Below are 20,855 nucleotides of genomic sequence, written 5' to 3'. Positions count from 1 at the left end.
TCGGCTGATCGCACGATGGCCAATGCTGGGGTGCTGCGCGGTCAGGAATACTACGTCGCAGAGACCGATGAGACTGGCCTCGGCGCAGTTGATGCTGTGCCGGATGCCGGTACACCCACCAGCCAGTGGGCTGAAGCTTGGAACTACCTGCGTCGCAGGCCGCTGTTCTGGTTCTCTGCAGTATTGATCCTGCTTGCCGTCACCGTCGCTGTGTTCCCTGGTCTGTTCACCAGCGTCGATCCGCGCGAGTGCATGCTGTCGCGCTCGCTGAACGGGCCGACGGACGGGCACATCTTCGGCTTTGACCGTCAAGGCTGCGATATTTACTCGCGCATGATGTACGGTGCTCGCGCATCGGTTACGGTCGGCGTGCTGACCACACTGATCGTGACCGTGCTTGGTGGCCTCATCGGTGCGATCGCCGGTTACTTCGGCGGCATCTGGGACACACTGCTGTCGCGTCTGACTGACATCTTCTTCGCGGTGCCGCTCGTGCTGGCCGCGATCGTCGTCATGTCCATGTTCCAGAACAAGCGCTCGATCTGGATGGTGGTATTCGCGCTGTCCATGTTCGGCTGGACTCAGATCGCCCGCATCACCCGCGGTGCAGTGATGGGGATTAAGAACGACGAGTTCGTCACCGCCGCCCGCGCGGTGGGGGCGAGCGACTGGAAGATCATCACCTCCCACATCCTGCCGAACGCCGCGGCGCCCGTGATCGTGTACGCCACGGTTGCGCTCGGCCAGTTCATCGTGGCCGAAGCGACCCTGTCCTTCCTGGGCATCGGTCTGCCGTCCACGGTGGTGTCGTGGGGTGGCGATATTTCGGCTGCGCAGGCGTCGCTACGCACCCAGCCGATGGTGCTGTTCTACCCGGCAATTGCGCTCGCACTGACGGTGCTGAGCTTCATCATGATGGGCGACGTTGTGCGCGACGCCCTTGATCCGAAGGCGAGGAAGCGATGACCACGGCAATCGGTAAAGCCAACAACACTGGCGCGCCCGAGCCGCTGCTTGAGGTGACCGACCTCCGCATCACGTTCGAGTCCTCCACGGGTGTGGTTGAGGCTGTGCGTGACTTCGATATGACGATCTACCCGGGCCAGAAGGTCGCGATCGTGGGCGAGTCCGGTTCGGGCAAATCCACCTCCGCCATGGCGGTGCTCGGCCTGCTGCCTGGCACCGGCAAGGTCACTGGCGGCTCGATCAAGCTGCGCGGCGAGGAACTGACCAAGCTCGATGAGAAGGGCTGGCAGAAGATTCGCGGCAACAGGATTGGTCTGGTGCCGCAGGATCCGATGTCTAACCTGAACCCGGTGTGGCGTATCGGTACCCAGGTGGAGGAGTCGCTGAAGGCGAACAACATCGTCGAAGGCTCCGAGCGCCACCAGCGCGTCATCGAGTTGCTTGAGCATGCAGGCCTGCCGGACGCGGAGCGTCGTGCGGGTCAGTTCCCGCACGAGTTTTCCGGTGGCATGCGCCAGCGCGCACTCATCGCGATGGGCTTGGCTGCGAACCCGGAGCTGCTCATTGCCGACGAGCCCACGTCTGCCCTCGATGTGACCGTGCAGAAGCGCATCCTGGACCACCTTGAGATGCTCACCCAGGAATCCCAGACCGCGCTGCTGTTCATCACTCACGACCTGGGGCTTGCAGCAGAGCGCGCTGACCACCTGCTGGTTATGCACCGCGGCCGTGTGGTTGAGCGCGGACCGAGCCTGGATATTTTGCGCAACCCGAAGCATCCGTACACCCGCAGGCTGGTTAACGCGGCTCCGTCGCTGGCAGCCGCGCGTACGCACGCTGCGCTGAAGGATGAAGACGTCACGGTGGCCGAGACCAAGCCGGAGGACGTGGTCATCCGGGTGGATAACCTGGTCAAGGAGTTCGACGTCCGTGGCCAAAAGGGTGCGAAGAAGACACTGCGCGCGGTCGATGAGGTGTCCTTCGATCTTCGCCGCGGCACCACGCTTGCGCTGGTGGGTGAGTCTGGCTCCGGCAAGTCCACTGTGGCCAACATGGCGCTAAGCCTGCTTGAGCCGACCAGCGGCACCGTGTACTTCGAGGGCCGCGACATCTCGGAGTTAAACCGCAAGGAACTGTTCAATCTGCGTCGCAAGATGCAGGTGGTGTTCCAGAACCCGTACGGTTCGCTCGACCCGATGTACTCGATCTACCGCTGCATCGAGGAGCCGTTGCGCCTGCACAAGGTGGGTTCGCGTAAGGAGCGTGACGCTCGCGTGGCGGAGCTGCTGGACATGGTGCAGATGCCGAGGTCCGCGATGCGTCGCTACCCGAACGAGCTCTCTGGCGGTCAGCGTCAGCGCATCGCGATTGCGCGTGCGATGGCGTTGGGCCCGGAGGTCATCGTCCTCGACGAGGCGGTCTCGGCCCTCGACGTGCTTGTGCAAGACCAGATTCTGCAGTTGCTCAAGGGGCTGCAGGCCGAGATGAACCTGTCCTACCTGTTCATTACCCACGACTTGGCTGTGGTCCGCGAGACCGCAGACGACATTGTGGTGATGCGCCAGGGCAAGGTTGTGGAGCAGGGGCCGGCGGATGCGATCTTCGCCGACCCGCAGGCGGATTACACCCGCAACCTGATCGATTCCGTGCCGGGTCTCCACATCGAGTTGGGGCGCGGCTAGGAGCATAATTGCTTATCGACGACGCCACCGCACCGATGCGGGACGTCGTCGATAAGCATGTCTGGGGCGTGTTGTAGCATCGCCTCCGAGAACTGAACACACACGGGTGCTGCGTTCGCAGCTGAGATGCCTTTGGGCGGACCGTTGAACCTGATCCGGGTAATGCCGGCGATAGGAAGGAAAGCACATGACTGTGCCTGTTAAGAACAATTCTTGGCGTGTAATCGATATTGTCACCGCCGCCGTCCTCGGTGTGGCGTGTGGTCTGCTGTTTTGGGTGTGGAACAGCGTTGGCTACGCAGGGTTTAAGGCGCTGGATACGTTGACGCCGGGCCTCGGTGGCCTGGTCACCGGTATCTGGTTCACCGGCGGAGTGCTTGGCGGGCTGATCATCCGCAAGCCTGGCGCAGCCGTGTTCGTCGAGGTCATCGCGGCGTCGGTTTCAGCGTTGATCGGCAGCCAGTGGGGCATTGAGACGCTCTACTCGGGCCTTGCACAGGGCCTTGGCGCAGGGCTGATCTTCCTGCTGTTCGCGTACCGTCGCTTCGATCTGACGGTGGCAATCTTGGCCGGTATCGGCTCCGCTGTCGGCGCGTTCATCCTCGAGCTGTTCCTGTCGGCGAACCTGGCGATGAGCCTGCAGTTCAACATCATCTACCTGACCTGCATGGTCATCTCTGGTGCGATCCTTGGCGGCGTGCTGTGCCACTACCTGGTCAAGGCACTCGCGAAGACCGGTGCGCTGGACCGCTTCGGCGCAGGTCGTGAGCGTTTCAACCAGGCTGCGTAAATGACGCTGGCGATTCGTGCTCGAGGGTTGACGTACCAGCACGCCACGCGTCCCCAGCCTGCGTTTACTGGCGTTGATCTCGACGTCGAGCGCGGCGAGCGCATCCTCATCTCCGGCGACTCTGGTTCCGGCAAGTCCACGTTGCTCGCGGTCATCGCGAAACTTATCGACGACTCCGAGGACGGCAGCAAAACCGGCACCCTCGAGGTCAACGGCACAGTAGGCATGGTGCTGCAGGACCCGGAGGCGCAAACAATCCTGTCGCGCGTGGGCGACGATGTCGCGTTCGGCGCCGAAAATCTTGGCGTGCCGCGCGATGAGATTTGGCGTCGCGTTGAGGCTTCGCTGGGCGCCGTCGGCTTGGACCTGCCGCTCGATCACCCCACATCACGCCTGTCCGGTGGACAGAAGCAACGCCTTGCACTGGCCGGAGTGTTGGCCATGGGAGCCGATATTTTGGTGCTCGACGAGCCGACGGCGAACCTCGACCCGCGTGGCCGCGACGAGGTCATCAACGCTGTCGACCGCGTCTGCACACGCACCGGCGCGACCCTGATTGTGGTGGAGCACCGCCCCAAGCACTGGTCGCACGTGGTGGACACCTACTACCGCTTGGATGCGGACGGTTTTCGCCGCATTACCGAAGAAGAGCTACCGCAGGTGCCTTCGTTGCCGCCGGCGAAGCAGGTTCCCGCTGGCACGCCGGCTGCGGTTGCGACGCAGAACTTGCTCACCCGCTTCGGCCCGCCGCGCACGGTGCTTGCGCCTGAGGGGTTCTCCACTGTGGTCACCGGTGAAAACGGCTCGGGAAAAACTACGCTCGTGCAGGTACTTGCCGGGCTAACACCGCCGAAGCAAGGGCGGGTGGAGTACTCGGAAACTATCCGCCAGGGGCTAGCCAAGCCGTCGATTGACTGGTCCTCGGCAGATCTGGCGCAACGCATCGGGTACGTCTTCCAGGAACCGGAACACCAATTTGTCACTGCCACCGTGCGCGAGGAAATGGCGCTGTCTGGTGCGCCGCAGGAACGCATCGATGATCTGCTGCAGCGTTTGCGCCTGACCCACCTCGTCGACGCCAACCCGTTCACACTCTCTGGCGGGGAGAAACGCCGACTTTCGGTGGCAACCGCGCTGGTCAACGCTCCGAAGTTGCTTATTTTGGACGAGCCGACCTTCGGCCAGGACGATCGCACCTTCGTCGAACTCGTCGGCCTGATCCGCGAACTCACGGACAAGGGCGTCACGGTCATCTCGATTACCCACGACGAAGCGTTTATCGCATCGCTTGGAGACCACACCGAACACATCACGGCAGGGGAGGGTCAGCCATGAACCTGCTGGCAAACATCAACCCCGTGACCCGGATCCTTGGCCTGGCGCTACTGACAACCCCGTTGATGTTCACCGTGGACTGGGTTTCCGCCACCGTGGTGCTCGCGTTCACGCTGCTCATGGTGCCGCTATGCGGGCTTGGCTACGGACGCTTTTTCAAACGCGCATTGCCGATCCTCATCGTCGCGCCCCTGGCCGGTATCCCGATGGCGCTCTACGGACAGGCGGGCGGGGAGACCTACCTGAACTGGGGTTTGATTCACGTCACGGAACTCTCCGTGTCTCTCGCTGGTGCGATGGTGTTGCGCGTGCTCGCCATCGCGCTGCCGGTGGTGCTGCTATCCGCCGATGTCGACCCGACTGACCTTGGCGACGGCCTCTCCCAAGTCCTTCGTCTCCCCGAACGCTTTGTCATCGGCACGGTCGCGGCGCTTCGTATGCTCACACTGCTTCGCGACGACCTCGACGCCATGCGCCGATCGCGCCGCGCCCGCGGCATCGCTGACCAAGGCAAGATCAAATACTGGTTCACCTTGTCATTCGGGCTGCTGGTGATGTCGCTGCGCCGTGCCGGAAAACTCGCCACCGCAATGGAGGCCCGTGGCTTCGGTGGACCGACGAAGCGCTCCTGGGCCCGAGAATCCAAACTGCGCAGCCGCGACTGGGGCGTCATGGTTGTGTGCCTTGGCATGGCACTTGTCGCACTTGGCATCGCGTGGCTCACAGGCGACCTGCGCCCAGTGTGGTCAGTGCGATGACATACACCCTGCTCATCGATGGCCCATCTGGCTCCGGCAAGACCACCCTGGCCAACCAGATCGGCGACGCGCTCGGTATCCGGGTGGTGCACCTCGACGATTTTTACCCCGGTTGGTACGGCCTCGAAGCAGGTGCTGCGATGGTCGCCCGCGATGTGCTGCACCCTGCCAGGCCAGGGTTTTGGCGCTGGGACTGGATCAACCACGAGCGCGCCGAGTGGGTGCCGCTCGACCCCGCAGAGGATCTTGTGGTGGAAGGTGTTGGGGCGGTCACGGAGTCGTCGATACGCGCCGCCCGGGCGCGTGGAACCGTCAACACCATCCGCGTGACCGCCGACCTAAAGATGCGAAAAACCCGGGCCCTGCGCAGGGACCCGGGCTACGCCCCCTGGTGGGGGATGTGGGCAGCGCAGGAAGCACGACTTCCGACGCTGCCCGTCGATGTGACGGTTAGGAGATAGCCTCCTCCGCCGGCTTGTACACCGTACGCACGCGGGAGCGCTCCGCATCCGGATCGGGGATCGGAATCGCCGACAGCAGCGCCTTCGTGTACGGGTGCTGCGGGTTGTCGAAGACGTCGTCGGTCTCGCCGAACTCCACAAAGTCGCCCTTGTACATCACGGCCACACGATCCGACAGGTGGCGCACCACCGACAGATCGTGTGCGACGAACAGGTAGGACAAGCCAAGCTTGCGCTTGAGCGAATCCAGCAGGTTGATCACGCCGGCCTGGATGGACACGTCGAGGGCCGATACCGGCTCGTCGAGCACGATCACCGCAGGGTTCGTGGCCAACGCACGCGCCAAGCCGATGCGCTGACGCTGACCACCAGAGAAGTGGCCAGGGAAGCGGTCCAACTGCTTCTCATCCAGACCCACCGTGCGCATGAGCTCGGAGATACGGGCATCCTTGTCGCCCTCGTAGCCCAACGCATCCAACGGCTCTTGGATGATCTCCTTGACCGTCATACGCGGGTTCAGCGAGCTCATCGGATCCTGGAACACCATCTGAATATTGCGGCGTGCCTGACGACGATCCGACGCACTCATCTTCGCCGCGTCCTTGCCACAGATCACGATGCGGGAATCACCCTGTGGATCCAGGCCCATGATCTCTAGCAGGGTCGTGGTCTTACCGGAACCGGACTCACCCACAATGGCCATGCACTCGCCGGCGCGAACATCGAAGGAGATGTTCTTCACAGCCTCCACGGTGCCGATGCGGCGCTTCACCAGCGCGCCCTTGGTCAGTGGGAACGCACGGTAAAGGTTCTCTACCTCGAGGGTGACTTCGCGCTCCTCGCGCGGGATGCCGGCGAACTTGTTCTCCGGCAGCACAGGGGCGGGGAACAGCGGCTTGCCGTTGAGGGTGCCGTTTTCAATCTCGTCGTGGCGCACACAAGCGACCAAGTGGTTTTCGTCGCCCTTGTTCGGCACCAGCGGCGGCTCCTGCGTCAGGCAGGCCTCGGTGGCGATGGGGCAGCGTGGTGCGAACTGGCAGCGGTCGGCGACGTCGATGAGCATCGGCGGGTTGCCGTCGATAAACGTTAGCGGCTCGTTCGATGGCTGATCCACACGTGGAGTGGAACCCAGCAGACCCACTGAGTACGGCATCTTCGGGTTGCCGAAAAGCTGGTGGACCTCGGCGCGTTCCACCGGTCGGCCGCCGTACATCACCAGCACGTCATCGGCGGTGCCTGCGACCACACCCATGTCGTGGGTAATCATGATGCAGGCAGCGCCGGTCTCACGCTGCGCCTTCTTGATCACTTCCAGAATCTGAGCCTGGATGGTTACGTCGAGGGCTGTGGTGGGTTCGTCGGCAATAAGCACCTTCGGGTTATTCGCAATTGCGATTGCGATCACCACACGCTGACGCATACCGCCCGAGAACTCGTGCGGGAAGGAACGCAGGCGCTTCTTCGGCTCGGGGATACCCACCAGGTCGAGCAACTCCGCGGCACGGTCCATCGCCTTCGACTTAGAGATGTTCGTGTGCGCCTGGATGGCTTCCACCAACTGCGTGCCGATGTCGTACACCGGGGTCAGAGCGGACAGCGGATCCTGGAAGATCATGCCGATGCCGTTGCCACGAATCTTCGACATTGCGGCATCCGACTTGCCCAGGAGCTCCTCGCCCTCAAACTTCACAGAACCGGTGACCTTGGCGTAATCCGGCAACAGGCCCATGACAGCGAGAGAGGTGACGGACTTGCCGGAACCTGACTCGCCCACGATGCCGAGGGTACGGCCTGGGAGGAGATCGAAATCCACGCCTCGCACCGCGCGGACCACGCCGGCCTCCGACGGGAACGACACGTTGAGGTCGCGTACCGAAAGCACCGGGGAACCCGAGTTGTTGATGCTGGTTGTCATGCTGCAGAACCTCCAGAGTTCGAGTTCGGGTCGAGTGCGTCACGCAGACCATCGGCGATGAACGCCATGGACACGGTGAGCAAGGTCAGGACGAGGGCAGGGAAGTAGAACTGCCACGGAGCGGTCACCAGGGTTGCGGTACCAGACTGCAACAACGTACCCAGGGACACGTCCGGAAGCTTCACACCGAGGCCCAAGAACGACAGGGCGGTCTCAGACATGATCGTGGACACGATGCCCAACATCAGCTGGATAATCAGCAGCGACGCGACGTTCGGGATGATGTGGCGCACGATTGTCTTGGAGTTGGACACGCCCATGAACTTGGCGGCACGCACATAGTCGTTTTCGCGGATGGACAACGACAAGGACCAAATCACACGTGCTGAGTACATCCAGCCAAACGCGATGAGCACGACGGTGAGCACCTTCCAGTCGCCGCCCGAGCCGGATACCAGCAGGGCGATGATGAGGAACGTCGGCACAGCCAGCAGGAAGTGGATCACTGCCAGCACAATCTTCTCCAAGCTTCCGCCAAACAGGGCAGCACCTGCACCGACAATCGCGGAGATCACCGTCGTGGCAATCGATGCCGGCACAGCGATCGACAGCGAGCGACCGAGGCCGTGCACCACCTGTGCAAACAGGTCGTTGCCGGAGTCAGTAGTGCCAAACCAGTGTTCAGCGGAGGGCGCGACGGACAGGTTCATGAAGTCCGGGTCGTCGTAGCTCCACGGCGTCATGAACTTGCCAAAGAGCGCGAGCAGTACCATCAGGAAGAAAATCACCAGGCCGACAACCGCGGCCTTGTTACGCATGAAGCGGCGCAGGTAAATCTTCGACTTACGCGTTGCGCGCATCGTCTGCTGATCTTCGATGCTATCGCCCTGCTTCGGCAGGATTGGCGGCGTGTTCTTGTCTTTACTCATCACGCCGTCGGCCTGGCGGCCGGTCTCAGAGATGGCGGTCATGTCGTTGACCGGCATTGCGGCGTGCAGCGCCAGCTCGCTCGAGGTGGCGTGGGCGCGGGGGTCACTGAGCTTGCGGGATGTACCGCGTGGTGGCTTGTTTGTCATGGCTGTGATCTCCTTAGCTCACGCGCACGCGCGGGTCGAGGGCAACAACGATGAGGTCGGCCAAGATAGCGGACACTGCGGTCATTGCGGCACCGAATGCGGCCACAACGACGACACCGTGGACGTCGTTACGCGCAATCGTTTGGATGAAGTACTGGCCCATGCCTTGCCACGCGAAGATGCGCTCCGTCATCACGGCACCGGTGAAGATGCCGGGCACCGAGAACGCCACCGAGGTAGCAACCGGAATTAGCGAGGTTCGCAGCGCGTGTTTGCGCACTGCTTGCGCCTTGGTTAGGCCCTTCGCGCGGGCGGTGCGGACGTAATCGGCGTTCAAGTTATCCAACAGCAGTGTTCTCTGCATGAAGTGATAGCCCGCATACGAAATGATCAACAGTGACAAGGTGGGGAGCACGAGGTGTTGGGCGTAGTCGACCATCTTCGGGAAGAACCCTTCAACGCCAGGGTTGGAAGCACCGGTGACGTAGAAGACGCGCTTGCCGGTCCACTCGTTGACCTTCAGACCGAACCACACCACGGCGATCGAGGCGACGACCACGTGAATGTTCATCGTGATGATCGAGATGCCCTGCCACATGCGGTCGGCGCGCTTGTACTGGCGCGACGCAGTGTACACACCGAGGGCGACTCCGAGGAGGATCGACAGCAGGGTGGCAAACAGGGTCAGCTGCGCGGAGACCCAGATGCGGTAGGAGACTTGTTCATTGACGGAGTCGCCGATCGGGGATTTACCCCAGTCCCAACGAGTCAGGACGCCAGTAAGCCACGTCCACCAACGCTCGAAGATTGGTGTGTTTGGGTTCAAGTTCAACGGATCGAGCAGTGCATCGATCTGCTCTTCTGGCAGAGGTGGTCGGCGGCCAAAGTAGTTGGCGCGGGGATCGAGGAAAAAGCTGGCGAGAAAAAACGTGAGGTTGGTGGCAAGAAAAACAATCAAGCCCCAGCTCAGCGTCTTCCGGATCAGGTATCGAAACATAGTGTCTCTCAGTTCCGTGGTGGGCGGACGGGGGAGTTATTGAGAAAGATTGGAAGCCCGCCCAGCGTGGGAATGCTGGGCGGGCTCGCACTCAGTTCGTGGATTTCACGTGCGTCGAACCGTTACGGTTACTTCGCCCAGCCCACGTTCTCGATCGGGAGGATCGCGAAGGAGTTAGCACCGAAGTTTGCCAGGCCCTTCTTCACGGCGACGATGGCCGGGCCGTTGGCGTACGGCATGATGCCGTACTGAGCCAGGGCTTCCTTCTCAAGCTCGTTTGCGCGCTTGATCTGCTCGTCAGCATCCGGGAGCTGCTGCAGTTCCTCAATCTTCTTGTCCATCTCCGGGGTGCCGGTGCCGGACTTGTTCAGCTCGGAATCGGACTTGTAGATCTGGCCGAAGTACGCCACACCGAACGGGTCGGAGGAGCGGAAGCCGGACATGAACAGGTCGAAGTCGCGCTCGGAGACGACCTTGGAGAAGTCAGAGCTCGGACGCTCCTCAACCTGGACGTCGATGCCAATGTTGCGCAGCATTGCCTGCAGGGCAGTGGTGGTCGCCTGGATCATCGGGGAGTCACCCAGGGTGACGTAGCGCACGGACAGCGGGTTGGACTCGTCGTAGCCTGCTTCCTTGAGCAGCTCCTTGGCCTTCTCCGGGTCGTACTGGATGACCTCGCCGAAGTTGTCCTCGTAGCCCGGCTGGGTCTGGTACAGGTTGAACGAACCTGGCAGATCCTCGGTGTAGCCGAGGCCCTGGAAGCGGATCGCGGCGAGCTGCTCGCGGTCAACACCGCGCATGATGGCCTCGCGGACCTTGATGTCGTCCAGGCCCGGGGCGGTGGAGTTGATCGTCATCAGGTAGTTCGCCGGGTTCAGGGCGGTGCGGATCTCGATGGAGTCGCCCATCTCCTTCGCCGTTGCCAGACGGTCACGGGAAGAAACGCCGGTTGCGTCGATCTCGCCTGCGCGGAAGGCGTTCAGGGATGCCTGGTCTTCCATCTGGCGGTAGGTGATCTTGTCCAGCTTCGGCTTCTCGCCCCACCAGTTCTCGTTCGGGACGAAGGAGGCGGTGCCGCCTTCGAAGTCAACGTTCTCAACCTTGAACGGGCCAGCGCCCCACTCCGGGTTGACCTTCTTCAGGTAAGCGTTCATGAACGTGTCCGCGTCCTTGACCTGCGGCGGCACGAGGGTGCCGAAGAGGCCCTCCCACCACGGGTATGCCTGCTTGAAGGTGACCACGGCCTGCTTGTCGTCCTCGCCGCGCTCGACGGACTCGATGAGCTCGTAGCCGTCGGTGGAGTTGACCTGGACATCCGGGTTGGAGCCGTTGTTGAACTTGAAGGTGTTCTCGAAGGCGGTCCAGTCAAGCGGGGTGCCGTCGTTGTACACGGCGTCCGGGTTGATGGTGTAGGTGACCACGGTCTTGCCGTCGACGGTCTCATCCTTCACGTCGGTCAGATAAGCCGGGTTCGGGTGATAGGTGCCGTCGCCGTCGAAAAGCGTGAGCTGCGGGTTGTACTTGCTCCAGATGGTGTCCGTGTAGGACGTCATGTTCGCGTGGAACACGTTCTGCTGCTCAGCAATTTCGGTAATCGCGAGAGTGAGCTCGCCGCCATCCTGGATCTGGTCGCGCTCGAGCGGGTTGTAATCACCGGCAGCGTTGACTTCGAGCTGCTCGCCCGAGTTGTCAGCTTCCTTGGAGTTCGCGGAGTCCTGTCCGGCCTGGTTTGCGGTGGTCTCTTCGGTTCCGCCATCCGAGGAGCAGGAGGCGAGGACGAGGGACAGGGAGGAGAGTCCGGCGAGAGCGGCGACACGGAGGCGTTTGCTCATGGTCTGGGTCCTTTCAGTGATCGTCCGTACGCAGAGAACTTTGCGACGGTTGCCCGTGTTTGGGCGGTACGACGAAATGGGTATTTCGACGACCCCTGCACCACGATTGGGCCCACCAAAACTTGAAGCTCAGGTGAACACGACGTAATCAGGTTGCACAAAAACTTACATGAAGTGTTAGGCAGTTCACAGTGTTTGTGAAAAGTAATTTACGGCGAAATGCACGCTGCCTCACAGGGCTATGACAGGAATGGGTGTTTCTGCACGCTGATAGGCATCTGTAGCCATCGCAACGCTTTCTCAGCTTCTTCACGGATCGTGAATGTTATTCGCATAAAATGACCCCACCTGCGGGGTGCAGGTGGGGTGCAGTACGGGAATTGGGGTGTTATGCCACAGGAGTTAACTCGACTTCGTCCGCCCACGTCAGTTCAATACCCAGGGCGCGCAGCCACTGCATGGCATCGTCGCCGTGCCGAGTAATGCCCTCAACGGCGTTGAGGGTGACGTCCATGGCCTTCTCTGCCTCCTCGGCAGTGATCAAGCCTGCAGACGTCGCGGCTGCGAGTTCGTCGATATCAAGCACGTCGATCGGGTTGCCTGTCAGCGACACAATGTCGACGTACAGGTCGCGTGTGCGCCAGATATCGCCATCAACGTCAATGTCGGCGATGTCGAAGTAGAAGTCCTGATCGCGCTCTGCGCCCTCGCGGTAGTGGAAGATGTTTACCCGCAGGCCGAGTTCCGGCAGCAGCCAGCTTTCTAGGTAGCCGAACTCGGGGTGATTCGCCCCGCGTGCCATGTAGAGGCCAAAGTCGGTGACCTGGTACGTGTCTACCTCGCGCAGGAATCCCTTTGGGTCCGTGTTGATGTTCGCGGACGTGTCAAAGGTCTCTTGCTTTACCGGGTGTAGGTCGACGGTCATCGGTTACCTCACGTTGATCGAAGCGGCGGTCGGGGCAAATGCGCAGGTCTTGTCGGTGGTGCGTACTGCACCGTCGACGACTGCGAGGACGCGGCCCTTGCCTGTGTTCGCGGTGGCGGACAGGGTGGACGGTCCTGTTGGGTTTATCCCGTTGTTATCTAAAGGTGTTACGCCGGTGCGAAAAGTGTTGAGGTTAACCCAGTACACCTTCATGAGCCCCTGGTCCTTGGCGGCGGCCGGGGTGCCCAGTGCGGTGAATACAAACGTGGTCTGTCCCGCGCCTGCGCCTGGCGCTGGTGTTTTGGTCGGTCCCGGTACCGCAATTGCGGACGCGGTCGAGTGCAGCCCCTTGCCAATGCAGTGCCCGGAGACCGTCGGCCAGGCGAACTGCGTGAAGGCGGGGGCGTCCTCGGGTAGCGGAGGTCCGCCGAGCTCGCCGGTGCCAGCGAAGAAGTTCACTGCGGTGCGAAGTGCGTTGCCTACCTGTTCCGGCACCTGTGGTTGGTCCGCGAACGCGTGGACTCGGGCGGCGGTCTCGGGGGTGGGGCGGCCAAGGCTATCGAGCGGGTTCGATGATTTGGCATGAGCCATTTGCGTATCGACGACGCCGGCAATCAGCATGCCGGCAGCGCAAACCGCCGCGACGGCGGAGCGTGCAAAAGATCGGGGAGTGCGCACGGCTGTCCTTTATTACATAGGGGCCACGGACATTAACTCAAGCAACATTAGTCACATAAGTAACAGCGTCAAGTGGAAACCGTTGATTTTGTAGGGGGAATTGTCCAGAAACTCTCGGTGTTCTCCCAGTTTTATCTGTTTACCCTTGTGAGCACGGGCACATTTAAGACCCGTGAGAACGTGAGATCCGTTGTCCCCAACACTGAAAGGACTGATCACAATGGATGCCCAGACGTTCACCACCAACCTGTCACTGCAAGAGATTGAGCAGCGGCTGTCCGGACTGGACAAGTTCAATGTCAAGGACAAAACCGCCAGCGAACTGGCTGTCAACGTCGGCAGTGCACTGAAGTTCCGTCTTATCGGTGTGTATTTGAATAAGGACTACCAGGCGCCGCTGGCTATCGATGCCGCAGATAACGGCGATGGCACCACCACCGTCGAGCTCTCCGCGCGAGGGACGGAAGGGGCTGTCATTACTACTGGAACGGCCGAACAGTTCTTCAATGACGCGTTTGCAGAGCTCCGCGCCACGTTGGAGGGGTAGCGGAGAGGTGCGCTCAACTTAGCTGGGGAGTATCGTGTAACCGTTATTTCCGACAATGTAAAAGGATCTGTTGAGTGTCGCACCCTGAATTTCGCAACGTAGCTATCGTCGCCCACGTTGACCACGGCAAAACCACCCTGGTCAACGCCATGCTGGAGCAGTCCGGCGTCTTCGGCGACCACGGCGAGCATGGCGACCGCGTGATGGACTCCGGCGAGCTCGAGTCCGAGCGCGGCATCACCATTTTGGCCAAGAACACCGCCATCCGTCGCGCCGGTAAAGGCAAGGACGGTGCGGACCTGGTCATCAACGTTATCGATACCCCGGGCCACGCCGACTTCGGTGGCGAGGTCGAGCGCGGCCTGTCCATGGTTGATGGTGTCGTGCTGCTGATCGATGCTTCCGAAGGCCCGCTTCCGCAAACCCGATTCGTCCTGGGCAAGGCCCTCGAAGCGAAGAAGCCGGTCATCATCTGTGTGAACAAGACTGACCGTCCGGACGCACGTATCGACGAAGTCGTTGAGGAAGCACAGGACCTCCTGCTCGAACTTGGCGCTGGCCTGGAGGACCCGGAGGCTGCAGAGGCTGCTGAGAACCTCCTCGAGCTGCCGGTGCTGTACACCTCAGGCCGTGCAGGCCGCGCGTCCCTGGAAAACCCAGGCAACGGCAACCTGCCGGACAACGAGGACCTACAGCCGCTGTTCGACGTCATTTACGACGTCCTGCCGGAGCCGTCCGCTGAGATCGACGCTCCGTTCCAGGCACAGGTGACCAACCTGGACTCCTCCTCCTTCCTGGGCCGCATCGGCCTGATCCGTGTGTTCAAGGGCTCGGTAAAGAAGGGCCAGCAGGTCGCATGGGTCCACTACGACGAGGACGGCAACCAGCAGGTTAAGAACGTCAAGATCGCTGAGCTGCTCGTCACCGAGGGCCTCGACCGTGTTCCGGCTGAAGGCGACGTTGTCGCAGGTGACATTGCCGCTGTCTCCGGTGCGGAAAACATCATGATCGGTGACACGCTGTGCGATCCGGAGCACGTCGAGCCGCTGCCGCGCATCGCCATCGACGATCCGGCAATTTCCATGACCATCGGCGTGAACACCTCGCCGATGGCTGGCCGTAACGGTGGCGACAAGCTCACCGCCCGCATGGTCAAGGCTCGTCTGGATCAGGAGCTCATCGGTAACGTCTCCATCAAGGTGCTGCCGACCGAGCGTCCGGACGCGTGGGAGGTCCAGGGCCGTGGCGAGATGGCGCTGACCGTGCTGATTGAGACGATGCGTCGAGAAGGCTTCGAGCTCACCGTTGGCAAGCCGCAGGTAGTGACCAAGGAGATCGACGGCAAGACCTACGAGCCGTACGACCACATGATCATCGACGTCCCGTCGGAGCACCAGGGTGCTGTCACCCAGCTCATGGCAAACCGCAAGGGTCAGATGACCGCAATGTCCAACGCGGGTTCCGGCGATTGGGTCCGCATGGAGTTCGACGTCCCGTCGCGTGGCCTGATCGGTTTCCGTACGACCTTCCTCACTGAGACCCGTGGTGCCGGTATTGCCAACTCCTACTCGATCGAGCACCGTCCGTGGGCCGGCGAGATCAAGGGCCGCCCGACCGGTTCGCTCGTCGCCGACCGTTCCGGCCAGGTCACCGCGTACGCCCTGCAGCAGCTTGCAGACCGCGGCGATTTCTTCGTCGAGCCGGGTGCCGAGACCTACGAAGGCATGGTCGTTGGTGCGAACTCGCGTGACGAGGACATGGACGTCAACATCACCAAGGAAAAGAAGCTGACCAATATGCGTTCCGCCACTGCGGACGCGACTGTCACGCTGCAGAAGGCCCGTACCCTCTCCCTGGATGAGGCCATCGAGTTCTGTGACGAGGACGAATGTGTTGAGGTTGCCCCTGAGGCGATGCGTGTGCGCAAGCTCATCCTGAACGCTACCGAGCGTGGCCGTGCCCGCTCCCGTGCGAAGCAGAAGAACAGCTAGCCTGTTCTTCATGCAGCCTCCTCGATCGCGCCGCCCAGCCACCCGTGCTGCGGCGGCGCTTTCCGCGCTTTGCCTCGTCGCGTCGTGCTCGGCGAACCCGGGCCCACCGCCGCTCGTTGAGCCGGAATCCGCCCAAAGCGAGACATCTGGCGTATCGACGACACCTTCCGACGACAACCCGCGCCGCAGCGACCGCACCCAGGTACAAGTGGGCGTCGACCCTGTACGAGGAGGCTTTAACCCGCACCTGATTGCGGACGATTCCTCGACGGTGCGTGCCATCGCAGACCTCACCCTGCCTAGCGCATATGTGGGCACGAGCCCGAACAGGGACCTGCTGGTGGGGGTTTCAACGCTGCCGACCTCGCCCGCGGCCCAAACCGTGCGCTACGTCATCGCACCGGAGGCGCAGTGGTCTGACGGCACCCCGATTACCGGATCCGACTTTGCCTACCTGTGGCGCGGGATGGTGACCACCGCCGGCACCGTCAACCCTGCGGCCTACCGGGCAATTCAGGCGATCCGCATTTCTGGTCAAGGCGGCAAGGTCGTCGATGTGGACTTTGAGCGCCCCGTGGCCAACCGCGAGGAGCTCTTTGCCTACCTGCTGCCGTCGCACCTGTTCGCCGCTGACGCCAGCGATTTCCCGTTCGCACTGCGCAACATGGTCCCTGCGTCTGCCGGGCGTTTCCTCATGGCAGATGTCGGCCGGGCCCGCGGCACGGTAGTGCTGAATAGAAACGACAGGTTTTGGGGTACTGAGCCAGCAAGCGTGGACATTTTGACGCTGACCGCCGCGCGCGATACAACACAAACCGCCGACCAGTTGCGCTCCGGCCAGCTCGCGTTCGCCGACGTCACGCCGCAGGAAACCACGCAAGAGGTCTTTCGCCGGGTGCCTGGAGTAGAGGTGCGCGAGGGGTCGTCGTCACGCGTGCTTGGCGTCGTCATCTCCGCGACAAGCGGGCTCGACCAAGCAATGCGCGAGCAAGTGCGATCGCTTATCGACGTCCCCCTGCTCGCCCACATCGCCGCCGGCCGCAGCACCAACCTGGCCGTAGCAGAGCATGCGTTCACGCCGGGGGAGAAGGACACCGCAGCGCTACGAGCGCGCACCGTGTCCATCCGCGTCGGGGCGGATGCGATGGACCCGGCGGCGGCCGCAGCGGCGCGCACGCTTGTCGACATCCTCAACGGCGCCGGCATTCCCGCAAAACTCACCTCTACCGACGCGACGACGCTCGCCGGGCGCAGCCTGCCATCGTCGGAAGTTGACCTGGCAGTGGTGTGGCAGCGCAACTCCACGTCCATGACCACGCTTGCCAGCCGCATGGCGTGTCCGTCCAAAACTTCGCGTGCTGGCAACCTCTCCGGCCTGTGCTCCGTGGGCAACGAAGCGCTCGCCGGGCGAATCCTGGACGGGACCATGAGTGCGACCGAGGCCCGAGCAGCCGTGGCCGAAGCCGAAGAGCGCGACGCCGTGTGGGTGCCCATCCTCAACGAAACACGCATCGCAGCATCCTCCGGTGGCGTCGCCATCCCAGGCGTCTCCACCTGGCCCGGGGGTATCAGCGACGCCGCCCGCTGGCAACTGGCCGATACAGTAGGCCCGACACCGAAGGAGAAACCATGACAACGCGCGACCTCACCGGCTACCGGGTAGTGGCCGTCCACGCCCACCCTGACGACGAAGCCATCACCACCGCAGGCGTCATCGCCGATCTGAGCCGACGTGGCGCCGACGTCCTCGTCGTCACCTGCACACTCGGCGAAGAAGGCGAAGTTATCGGCGAGCCGTACCAGCACCTCGTCGTCGACGAAGCCGACCAGCTAGGCGGCTTCCGCATCGGCGAACTACGCGAGTCGTTGGCCGCCATCGGCGCGCGCGGCACCTTCCTCGGCGGAGCTGGCCGCTTCCGCGACTCCGGCATGGCCGGCTCGCCCGCAAGCCGCAACCCGCGCGCTTTTGTCAACTCCGGCGACGCCGCAGTAGCCGAACTCGCCGCGATCTTCGACGCCGAGCGCCCCCACCTTGTCATCACCTACGGCCCCGACGGCGGCTACGGCCACCCGGACCACATCCGCGCCCACGAAATCACCCACACCGCCGCCGAACGCGTCGCTATCCCGCGCATCCTGTGGGCCGTGCGCCTCGCCGAAGAAACCGCAGCGCTTACGCCCGAGACCGCCCCCGACGGCTGGCGCCTTGCCCAACCCGGCGAACTCGACGGAGTCGCCACCTCCGACATCGCCGTCTCCCTTGACGACCACGCCTACAGCGCCAAAATCGCCGCCATGCGTGCCCACGCCACCCAACTCTGGATCGCCGACGGCCGCACCACCGACGTCAACCCCCACGCCGCCATCGCCCAAGGTCCCGTCGTCTACTACGCCCTGTCCAACCTCATCACCCAGCCCATCCAACGCGTCGAACACTTCCAACTCGGCGCAGGCACGCCACTTCACGACGACGCCACCCACGTCCTATCCGGAATCCCCAAATGAGCCAACCCGTCATCCGCGACAATTTTTCACGCGGGGAAGCCATCGCCGGCATCACCTGGCTGAGCGTCGGCGCCCTCGGCTCGCTCATCCTGGAAGTGGCGTACCTGAACTGGTTCTGGGTCATCATCGCAGCGGTGTTTAATGCGGTGTTGGCGAAGACGGCGCGGCTGTGGTCGTCGAAAAGCATGATTGTTCCGCTTGCCGTCTGGGCAGCAGCACTGTTCGCCTCCATGGTCATCCTCCCTCCAACCGGGTGGACCCTCGCACTCCTTCTCACCGGAATCGCCGGAGGCGTTTGGCCACTGATCAAGACGAAGTGACATACTGTTTCCCATGACTTACGTGATTGCTCAACCGTGCGTCGACGTCATGGACCGCGGCTGCGTCGAAGAATGCCCCGTTGACTGCATCTACGAGGGCAAGCGCATGCTCTACATCCACCCCGACGAATGCGTCGACTGCGGCGCCTGCGAACCTGCCTGCCCCGTCGAAGCCATCTTCTACGAAGACGACACCCCCGACGAGTGGAGCGAATACTACGACGCCAACGTCGGCTTCTTCGACGAACTCGGCTCGCCAGGCGGCGCCGCCAAGACCGGCCCACAGGACTTCGACCACCCCTTCGTCGCAGCACTGCCGCCGCAGAACCAGGACTAAACCGTGGCACGCACCCCACTCGGATCACAGCTGCCCGACTTCCCATGGGACACCATCGCCGACGTGCGCAAGCACGCCGCATCCCATGAGGACGGTCTGATCGACCTTTCCGTCGGCGGCCCCGTCGACCCAGTCGCCCCGTCCATCCAACTCGCGCTGTCCGAAGCTGCCGCAACGCCCGGCTACCCGCAAACCGCGGGTACGCCGGAATTGCGCGAAACGATCGTGGCCTCCCACGCCCGCCGCTTCGGCATCGCAGGGTTGACCGAACGCTCCGTGCTGCCCGTGATCGGGCTCAAAGAAGCCGTCGCGTGGCTGCCCACATTGTTGGGCCTGCGCGGCGAGAAAGTTGTGATCCCCGAGATCGCGTACCCCACCTACGAGGTCGGCGCGCTGATGGCAGGCTGCGAAGTTATTCGTTGCGACGACCCCGCCGCCGCACCCCGCGACGCCGCCTTCGTCTTCATCAACTCACCGTCGAACCCAACTGGCGCAGTCCTTGGCGTCGAGCAGATGCGCGCCTGGGTGGAATTCTCCCGCGAAACCGGCGCAATCATCGCCTCCGACGAGTGCTACCTCTACCTCGGCTGGTCCGCCGAACCGGTATCCATCCTGCACCCGTCCGTCACCGACGGCGACAACACTGGCCTGCTCGCCCTGCACTCGCTGTCCAAGACGTCCAACCTGGCGTCGTATCGCGCCGGCACCATCTCCGGCGACGAAGCCCTAGTGCAAGAACTTCTGCTTATCCGCAAGCACTCCGGCCTCATCGTGCCCGGCCCAATCCAAGCCGCCATGGTGGCCGCCCTCGGCGACGACCTGCACGAACAAATGCAGCGCTCCACCTACGCCACACGCCGCGCTGTGTTGATGAAGGGCCTCCAAAACGCAGGTCTTACTATCGACGACTCCGACGCCGGACTCTACCTCTGGGCCCGCCACGACGGCATGGACTCGCGCGAACTCCTCAACTGGTTCGCCGACCACGGCATCCTCGGCGCCCCCGGCGACTTCTACGGCCCCGCCGGCGCCCAACACGTGCGCATCTCGCTCACCGCACCCGACGAGCGCATCGAAGCGGCAGTCGCCCGCCTAGGAAACACCGTTGACTAACCCCACTCATCCGTCGCCGGCCGCCGGCGACCAGCACGCCACCGCGCCCGAAAGCGGCAGCACTGCCGTACGCCTCGTTGCCGGGCTGCGGCAATTTTTGCGCTTCGGCATCGTCGGCGGCTCCGGCGTGCTCGTGAACTTCGTCGTGTTCTACTTGGCCAACAAAGCCTTAGAGAACGGCTTTGATCTGCACGCCAACGACGTGTTCATGCAACTCGGCTCCACCCGTTGGAACATCCGCTGGTACCACCTCATGTCCACCCTGGCGTTCCTCCTGGCCAACACGTGGAACTACCAGCTCAACCGCTCCTGGACATTCCGTGGGGTGCACGCGCGCTCCTGGCTGCGCGGGTTCTTCCCCTTCTTGGCCACCGGCGCGCTCGCGTTCGCGGTGTCGCTGACATGCATGACGTTGCTCATGAACCCGACGACCCCCATCGGACTCTCCGATTCACTTTTCGACGACTCCACCGGCCTGCGCACCAAATCCTACTGGGCCCAAGCCATCTCCACACTGATCGCGATGCCGGTGAACTTTGTGATCAATAAGGTCTGGACCTTCGGAAAACCGAAAACGCCAAAAACCGTCTAACCAGTGGTTTGTGGAATTTGGTGTTGGAGTTATCC

General features: G+C 62.6%; 20 protein-coding genes and 1 riboswitch. Of the genes, 14 read left to right on the top strand and 6 right to left on the bottom strand.

Going from position 1 to position 20,855, the window contains the following annotated elements; all coding sequences use genetic code 11:
* Positions 1 to 15: 15 nt before the first annotated feature.
* The 6 genes from HMPREF3145_RS02145 to HMPREF3145_RS02120 all read left to right on the top strand — a co-directional run bounded on the left by HMPREF3145_RS02145 (position 16) and on the right by HMPREF3145_RS02120 (position 5,992).
* Positions 16 to 966 carry an ABC transporter permease gene (locus tag HMPREF3145_RS02145; RefSeq protein ID WP_070421663.1) on the top strand — a complete coding sequence of 317 codons (951 nt, stop codon included), beginning with the start codon at positions 16 to 18 and terminating at the stop codon, positions 964 to 966.
* Positions 963 to 2,648: an ABC transporter ATP-binding protein gene (locus tag HMPREF3145_RS02140; protein WP_070421622.1), complete on the top strand. Its 1,686-nt coding sequence runs from the start codon at positions 963 to 965 to the stop codon at positions 2,646 to 2,648. Before HMPREF3145_RS02145 ends, HMPREF3145_RS02140 begins: the two co-directional genes overlap by 4 nt.
* A 92-nt stretch (positions 2,649 to 2,740) precedes the next feature.
* Positions 2,741 to 2,844: riboswitch (TPP riboswitch) on the top strand.
* Complete coding sequence (locus HMPREF3145_RS02135) at positions 2,836 to 3,438, top strand: ECF transporter S component (RefSeq protein WP_070421621.1); 603 nt, start codon at positions 2,836 to 2,838, stop codon at positions 3,436 to 3,438. Its footprint overlaps the riboswitch before it by 9 nt.
* Entirely contained in the window at positions 3,439 to 4,773 is a 1,335-nt protein-coding gene (locus HMPREF3145_RS02130) for an ABC transporter ATP-binding protein (RefSeq protein WP_070421620.1), read from the top strand.
* Positions 4,770 to 5,531: an energy-coupling factor transporter transmembrane component T family protein gene (locus tag HMPREF3145_RS02125; RefSeq protein WP_070421619.1), complete on the top strand. Its 762-nt coding sequence runs from the start codon at positions 4,770 to 4,772 to the stop codon at positions 5,529 to 5,531. Before HMPREF3145_RS02130 ends, HMPREF3145_RS02125 begins: the two co-directional genes overlap by 4 nt.
* The gene (locus HMPREF3145_RS02120; RefSeq protein ID WP_070421618.1) at positions 5,528 to 5,992 is read left to right on the top strand and encodes a nucleoside/nucleotide kinase family protein; all 465 of its coding nucleotides are present in this window, start codon (positions 5,528 to 5,530) and stop codon (positions 5,990 to 5,992) included. Before HMPREF3145_RS02125 ends, HMPREF3145_RS02120 begins: the two co-directional genes overlap by 4 nt.
* Here HMPREF3145_RS02120 and HMPREF3145_RS02115 read toward each other — a convergent pair.
* From HMPREF3145_RS02115 to HMPREF3145_RS02090, 6 genes are all read right to left on the bottom strand, one after another.
* On the bottom strand, positions 5,982 to 7,907 hold the full coding sequence (locus HMPREF3145_RS02115) for an ABC transporter ATP-binding protein (protein ID WP_070421617.1): 1,926 nt from the start codon (positions 7,905 to 7,907) through the stop codon (positions 5,982 to 5,984). The genes HMPREF3145_RS02120 and HMPREF3145_RS02115 overlap by 11 nt on opposite strands.
* Positions 7,904 to 8,893 carry an ABC transporter permease gene (locus HMPREF3145_RS02110; RefSeq protein ID WP_101733235.1) on the bottom strand — a complete coding sequence of 330 codons (990 nt, stop codon included), beginning with the start codon at positions 8,891 to 8,893 and terminating at the stop codon, positions 7,904 to 7,906. Before HMPREF3145_RS02110 ends, HMPREF3145_RS02115 begins: the two co-directional genes overlap by 4 nt.
* Positions 8,894 to 8,996: 103 nt before the next feature.
* Positions 8,997 to 9,980, bottom strand: a complete 984-nt coding sequence (locus HMPREF3145_RS02105) for an ABC transporter permease (protein ID WP_070421616.1) — start codon at positions 9,978 to 9,980, stop codon at positions 8,997 to 8,999.
* Positions 9,981 to 10,108: 128 nt separating this feature from the next.
* Positions 10,109 to 11,812, bottom strand: a complete 1,704-nt coding sequence (locus HMPREF3145_RS02100; protein WP_070421615.1) for an ABC transporter family substrate-binding protein — start codon at positions 11,810 to 11,812, stop codon at positions 10,109 to 10,111.
* 388 nt (positions 11,813 to 12,200) lie between these two features.
* On the bottom strand, positions 12,201 to 12,737 hold the full coding sequence (locus HMPREF3145_RS02095) for a ribonuclease FAU-1 family protein (RefSeq protein WP_070421614.1): 537 nt from the start codon (positions 12,735 to 12,737) through the stop codon (positions 12,201 to 12,203).
* 3 nt (positions 12,738 to 12,740) lie between these two features.
* Positions 12,741 to 13,358, bottom strand: coding sequence for an Rv1157c family protein (locus tag HMPREF3145_RS02090; RefSeq protein WP_246817466.1), 618 nt, complete (start codon positions 13,356 to 13,358; stop codon positions 12,741 to 12,743).
* A 277-nt stretch (positions 13,359 to 13,635) separates the two neighbouring features.
* Between HMPREF3145_RS02090 and HMPREF3145_RS02085 the strand changes: the two genes are divergently transcribed.
* From HMPREF3145_RS02085 to HMPREF3145_RS02050, 8 genes are all read left to right on the top strand, one after another.
* Complete coding sequence (locus HMPREF3145_RS02085) at positions 13,636 to 13,962, top strand: hypothetical protein (protein WP_070421612.1); 327 nt, start codon at positions 13,636 to 13,638, stop codon at positions 13,960 to 13,962.
* 74 nt (positions 13,963 to 14,036) lie between these two features.
* Complete coding sequence (typA, locus tag HMPREF3145_RS02080) at positions 14,037 to 15,953, top strand: translational GTPase TypA (protein ID WP_070421611.1); 1,917 nt, start codon at positions 14,037 to 14,039, stop codon at positions 15,951 to 15,953.
* A gap of 10 nt (positions 15,954 to 15,963) precedes the next feature.
* Positions 15,964 to 17,586 carry an ABC transporter family substrate-binding protein gene (locus HMPREF3145_RS02075; protein WP_070421610.1) on the top strand — a complete coding sequence of 541 codons (1,623 nt, stop codon included), beginning with the start codon at positions 15,964 to 15,966 and terminating at the stop codon, positions 17,584 to 17,586.
* The gene (gene mshB, locus HMPREF3145_RS02070) at positions 17,583 to 18,458 is read left to right on the top strand and encodes an N-acetyl-1-D-myo-inositol-2-amino-2-deoxy-alpha-D-glucopyranoside deacetylase (RefSeq protein WP_070421609.1); all 876 of its coding nucleotides are present in this window, start codon (positions 17,583 to 17,585) and stop codon (positions 18,456 to 18,458) included. The genes HMPREF3145_RS02075 and mshB overlap by 4 nt, the downstream gene beginning before the upstream one ends.
* Positions 18,455 to 18,778 (top strand): hypothetical protein, encoded by a 324-nt coding sequence (locus tag HMPREF3145_RS02065; protein ID WP_210384134.1) that lies wholly within the window; start codon positions 18,455 to 18,457, stop codon positions 18,776 to 18,778. The genes mshB and HMPREF3145_RS02065 overlap by 4 nt, the downstream gene beginning before the upstream one ends.
* Positions 18,779 to 18,791: 13 nt before the next feature.
* Entirely contained in the window at positions 18,792 to 19,115 is a 324-nt protein-coding gene (fdxA, locus tag HMPREF3145_RS02060) for a ferredoxin (RefSeq protein ID WP_070421608.1), read from the top strand.
* Between the two features lie 3 nt (positions 19,116 to 19,118).
* Positions 19,119 to 20,228, top strand: a complete 1,110-nt coding sequence (dapC, locus tag HMPREF3145_RS02055; protein WP_070421607.1) for a succinyldiaminopimelate transaminase — start codon at positions 19,119 to 19,121, stop codon at positions 20,226 to 20,228.
* Positions 20,229 to 20,313: 85 nt separating this feature from the next.
* Complete coding sequence (locus tag HMPREF3145_RS02050; RefSeq protein ID WP_070421660.1) at positions 20,314 to 20,820, top strand: GtrA family protein; 507 nt, start codon at positions 20,314 to 20,316, stop codon at positions 20,818 to 20,820.
* Positions 20,821 to 20,855: the final 35 nt, after the last annotated feature.

Origin of the sequence: Corynebacterium sp. HMSC05C01, assembly GCF_001807155.1 — a bacterium.
GTDB lineage: Bacteria > Actinomycetota > Actinomycetes > Mycobacteriales > Mycobacteriaceae > Corynebacterium > Corynebacterium coyleae.
Note: the sequence above shows the minus strand (reverse complement) of the source record. Positions and strands in the feature narration are given on the sequence as shown.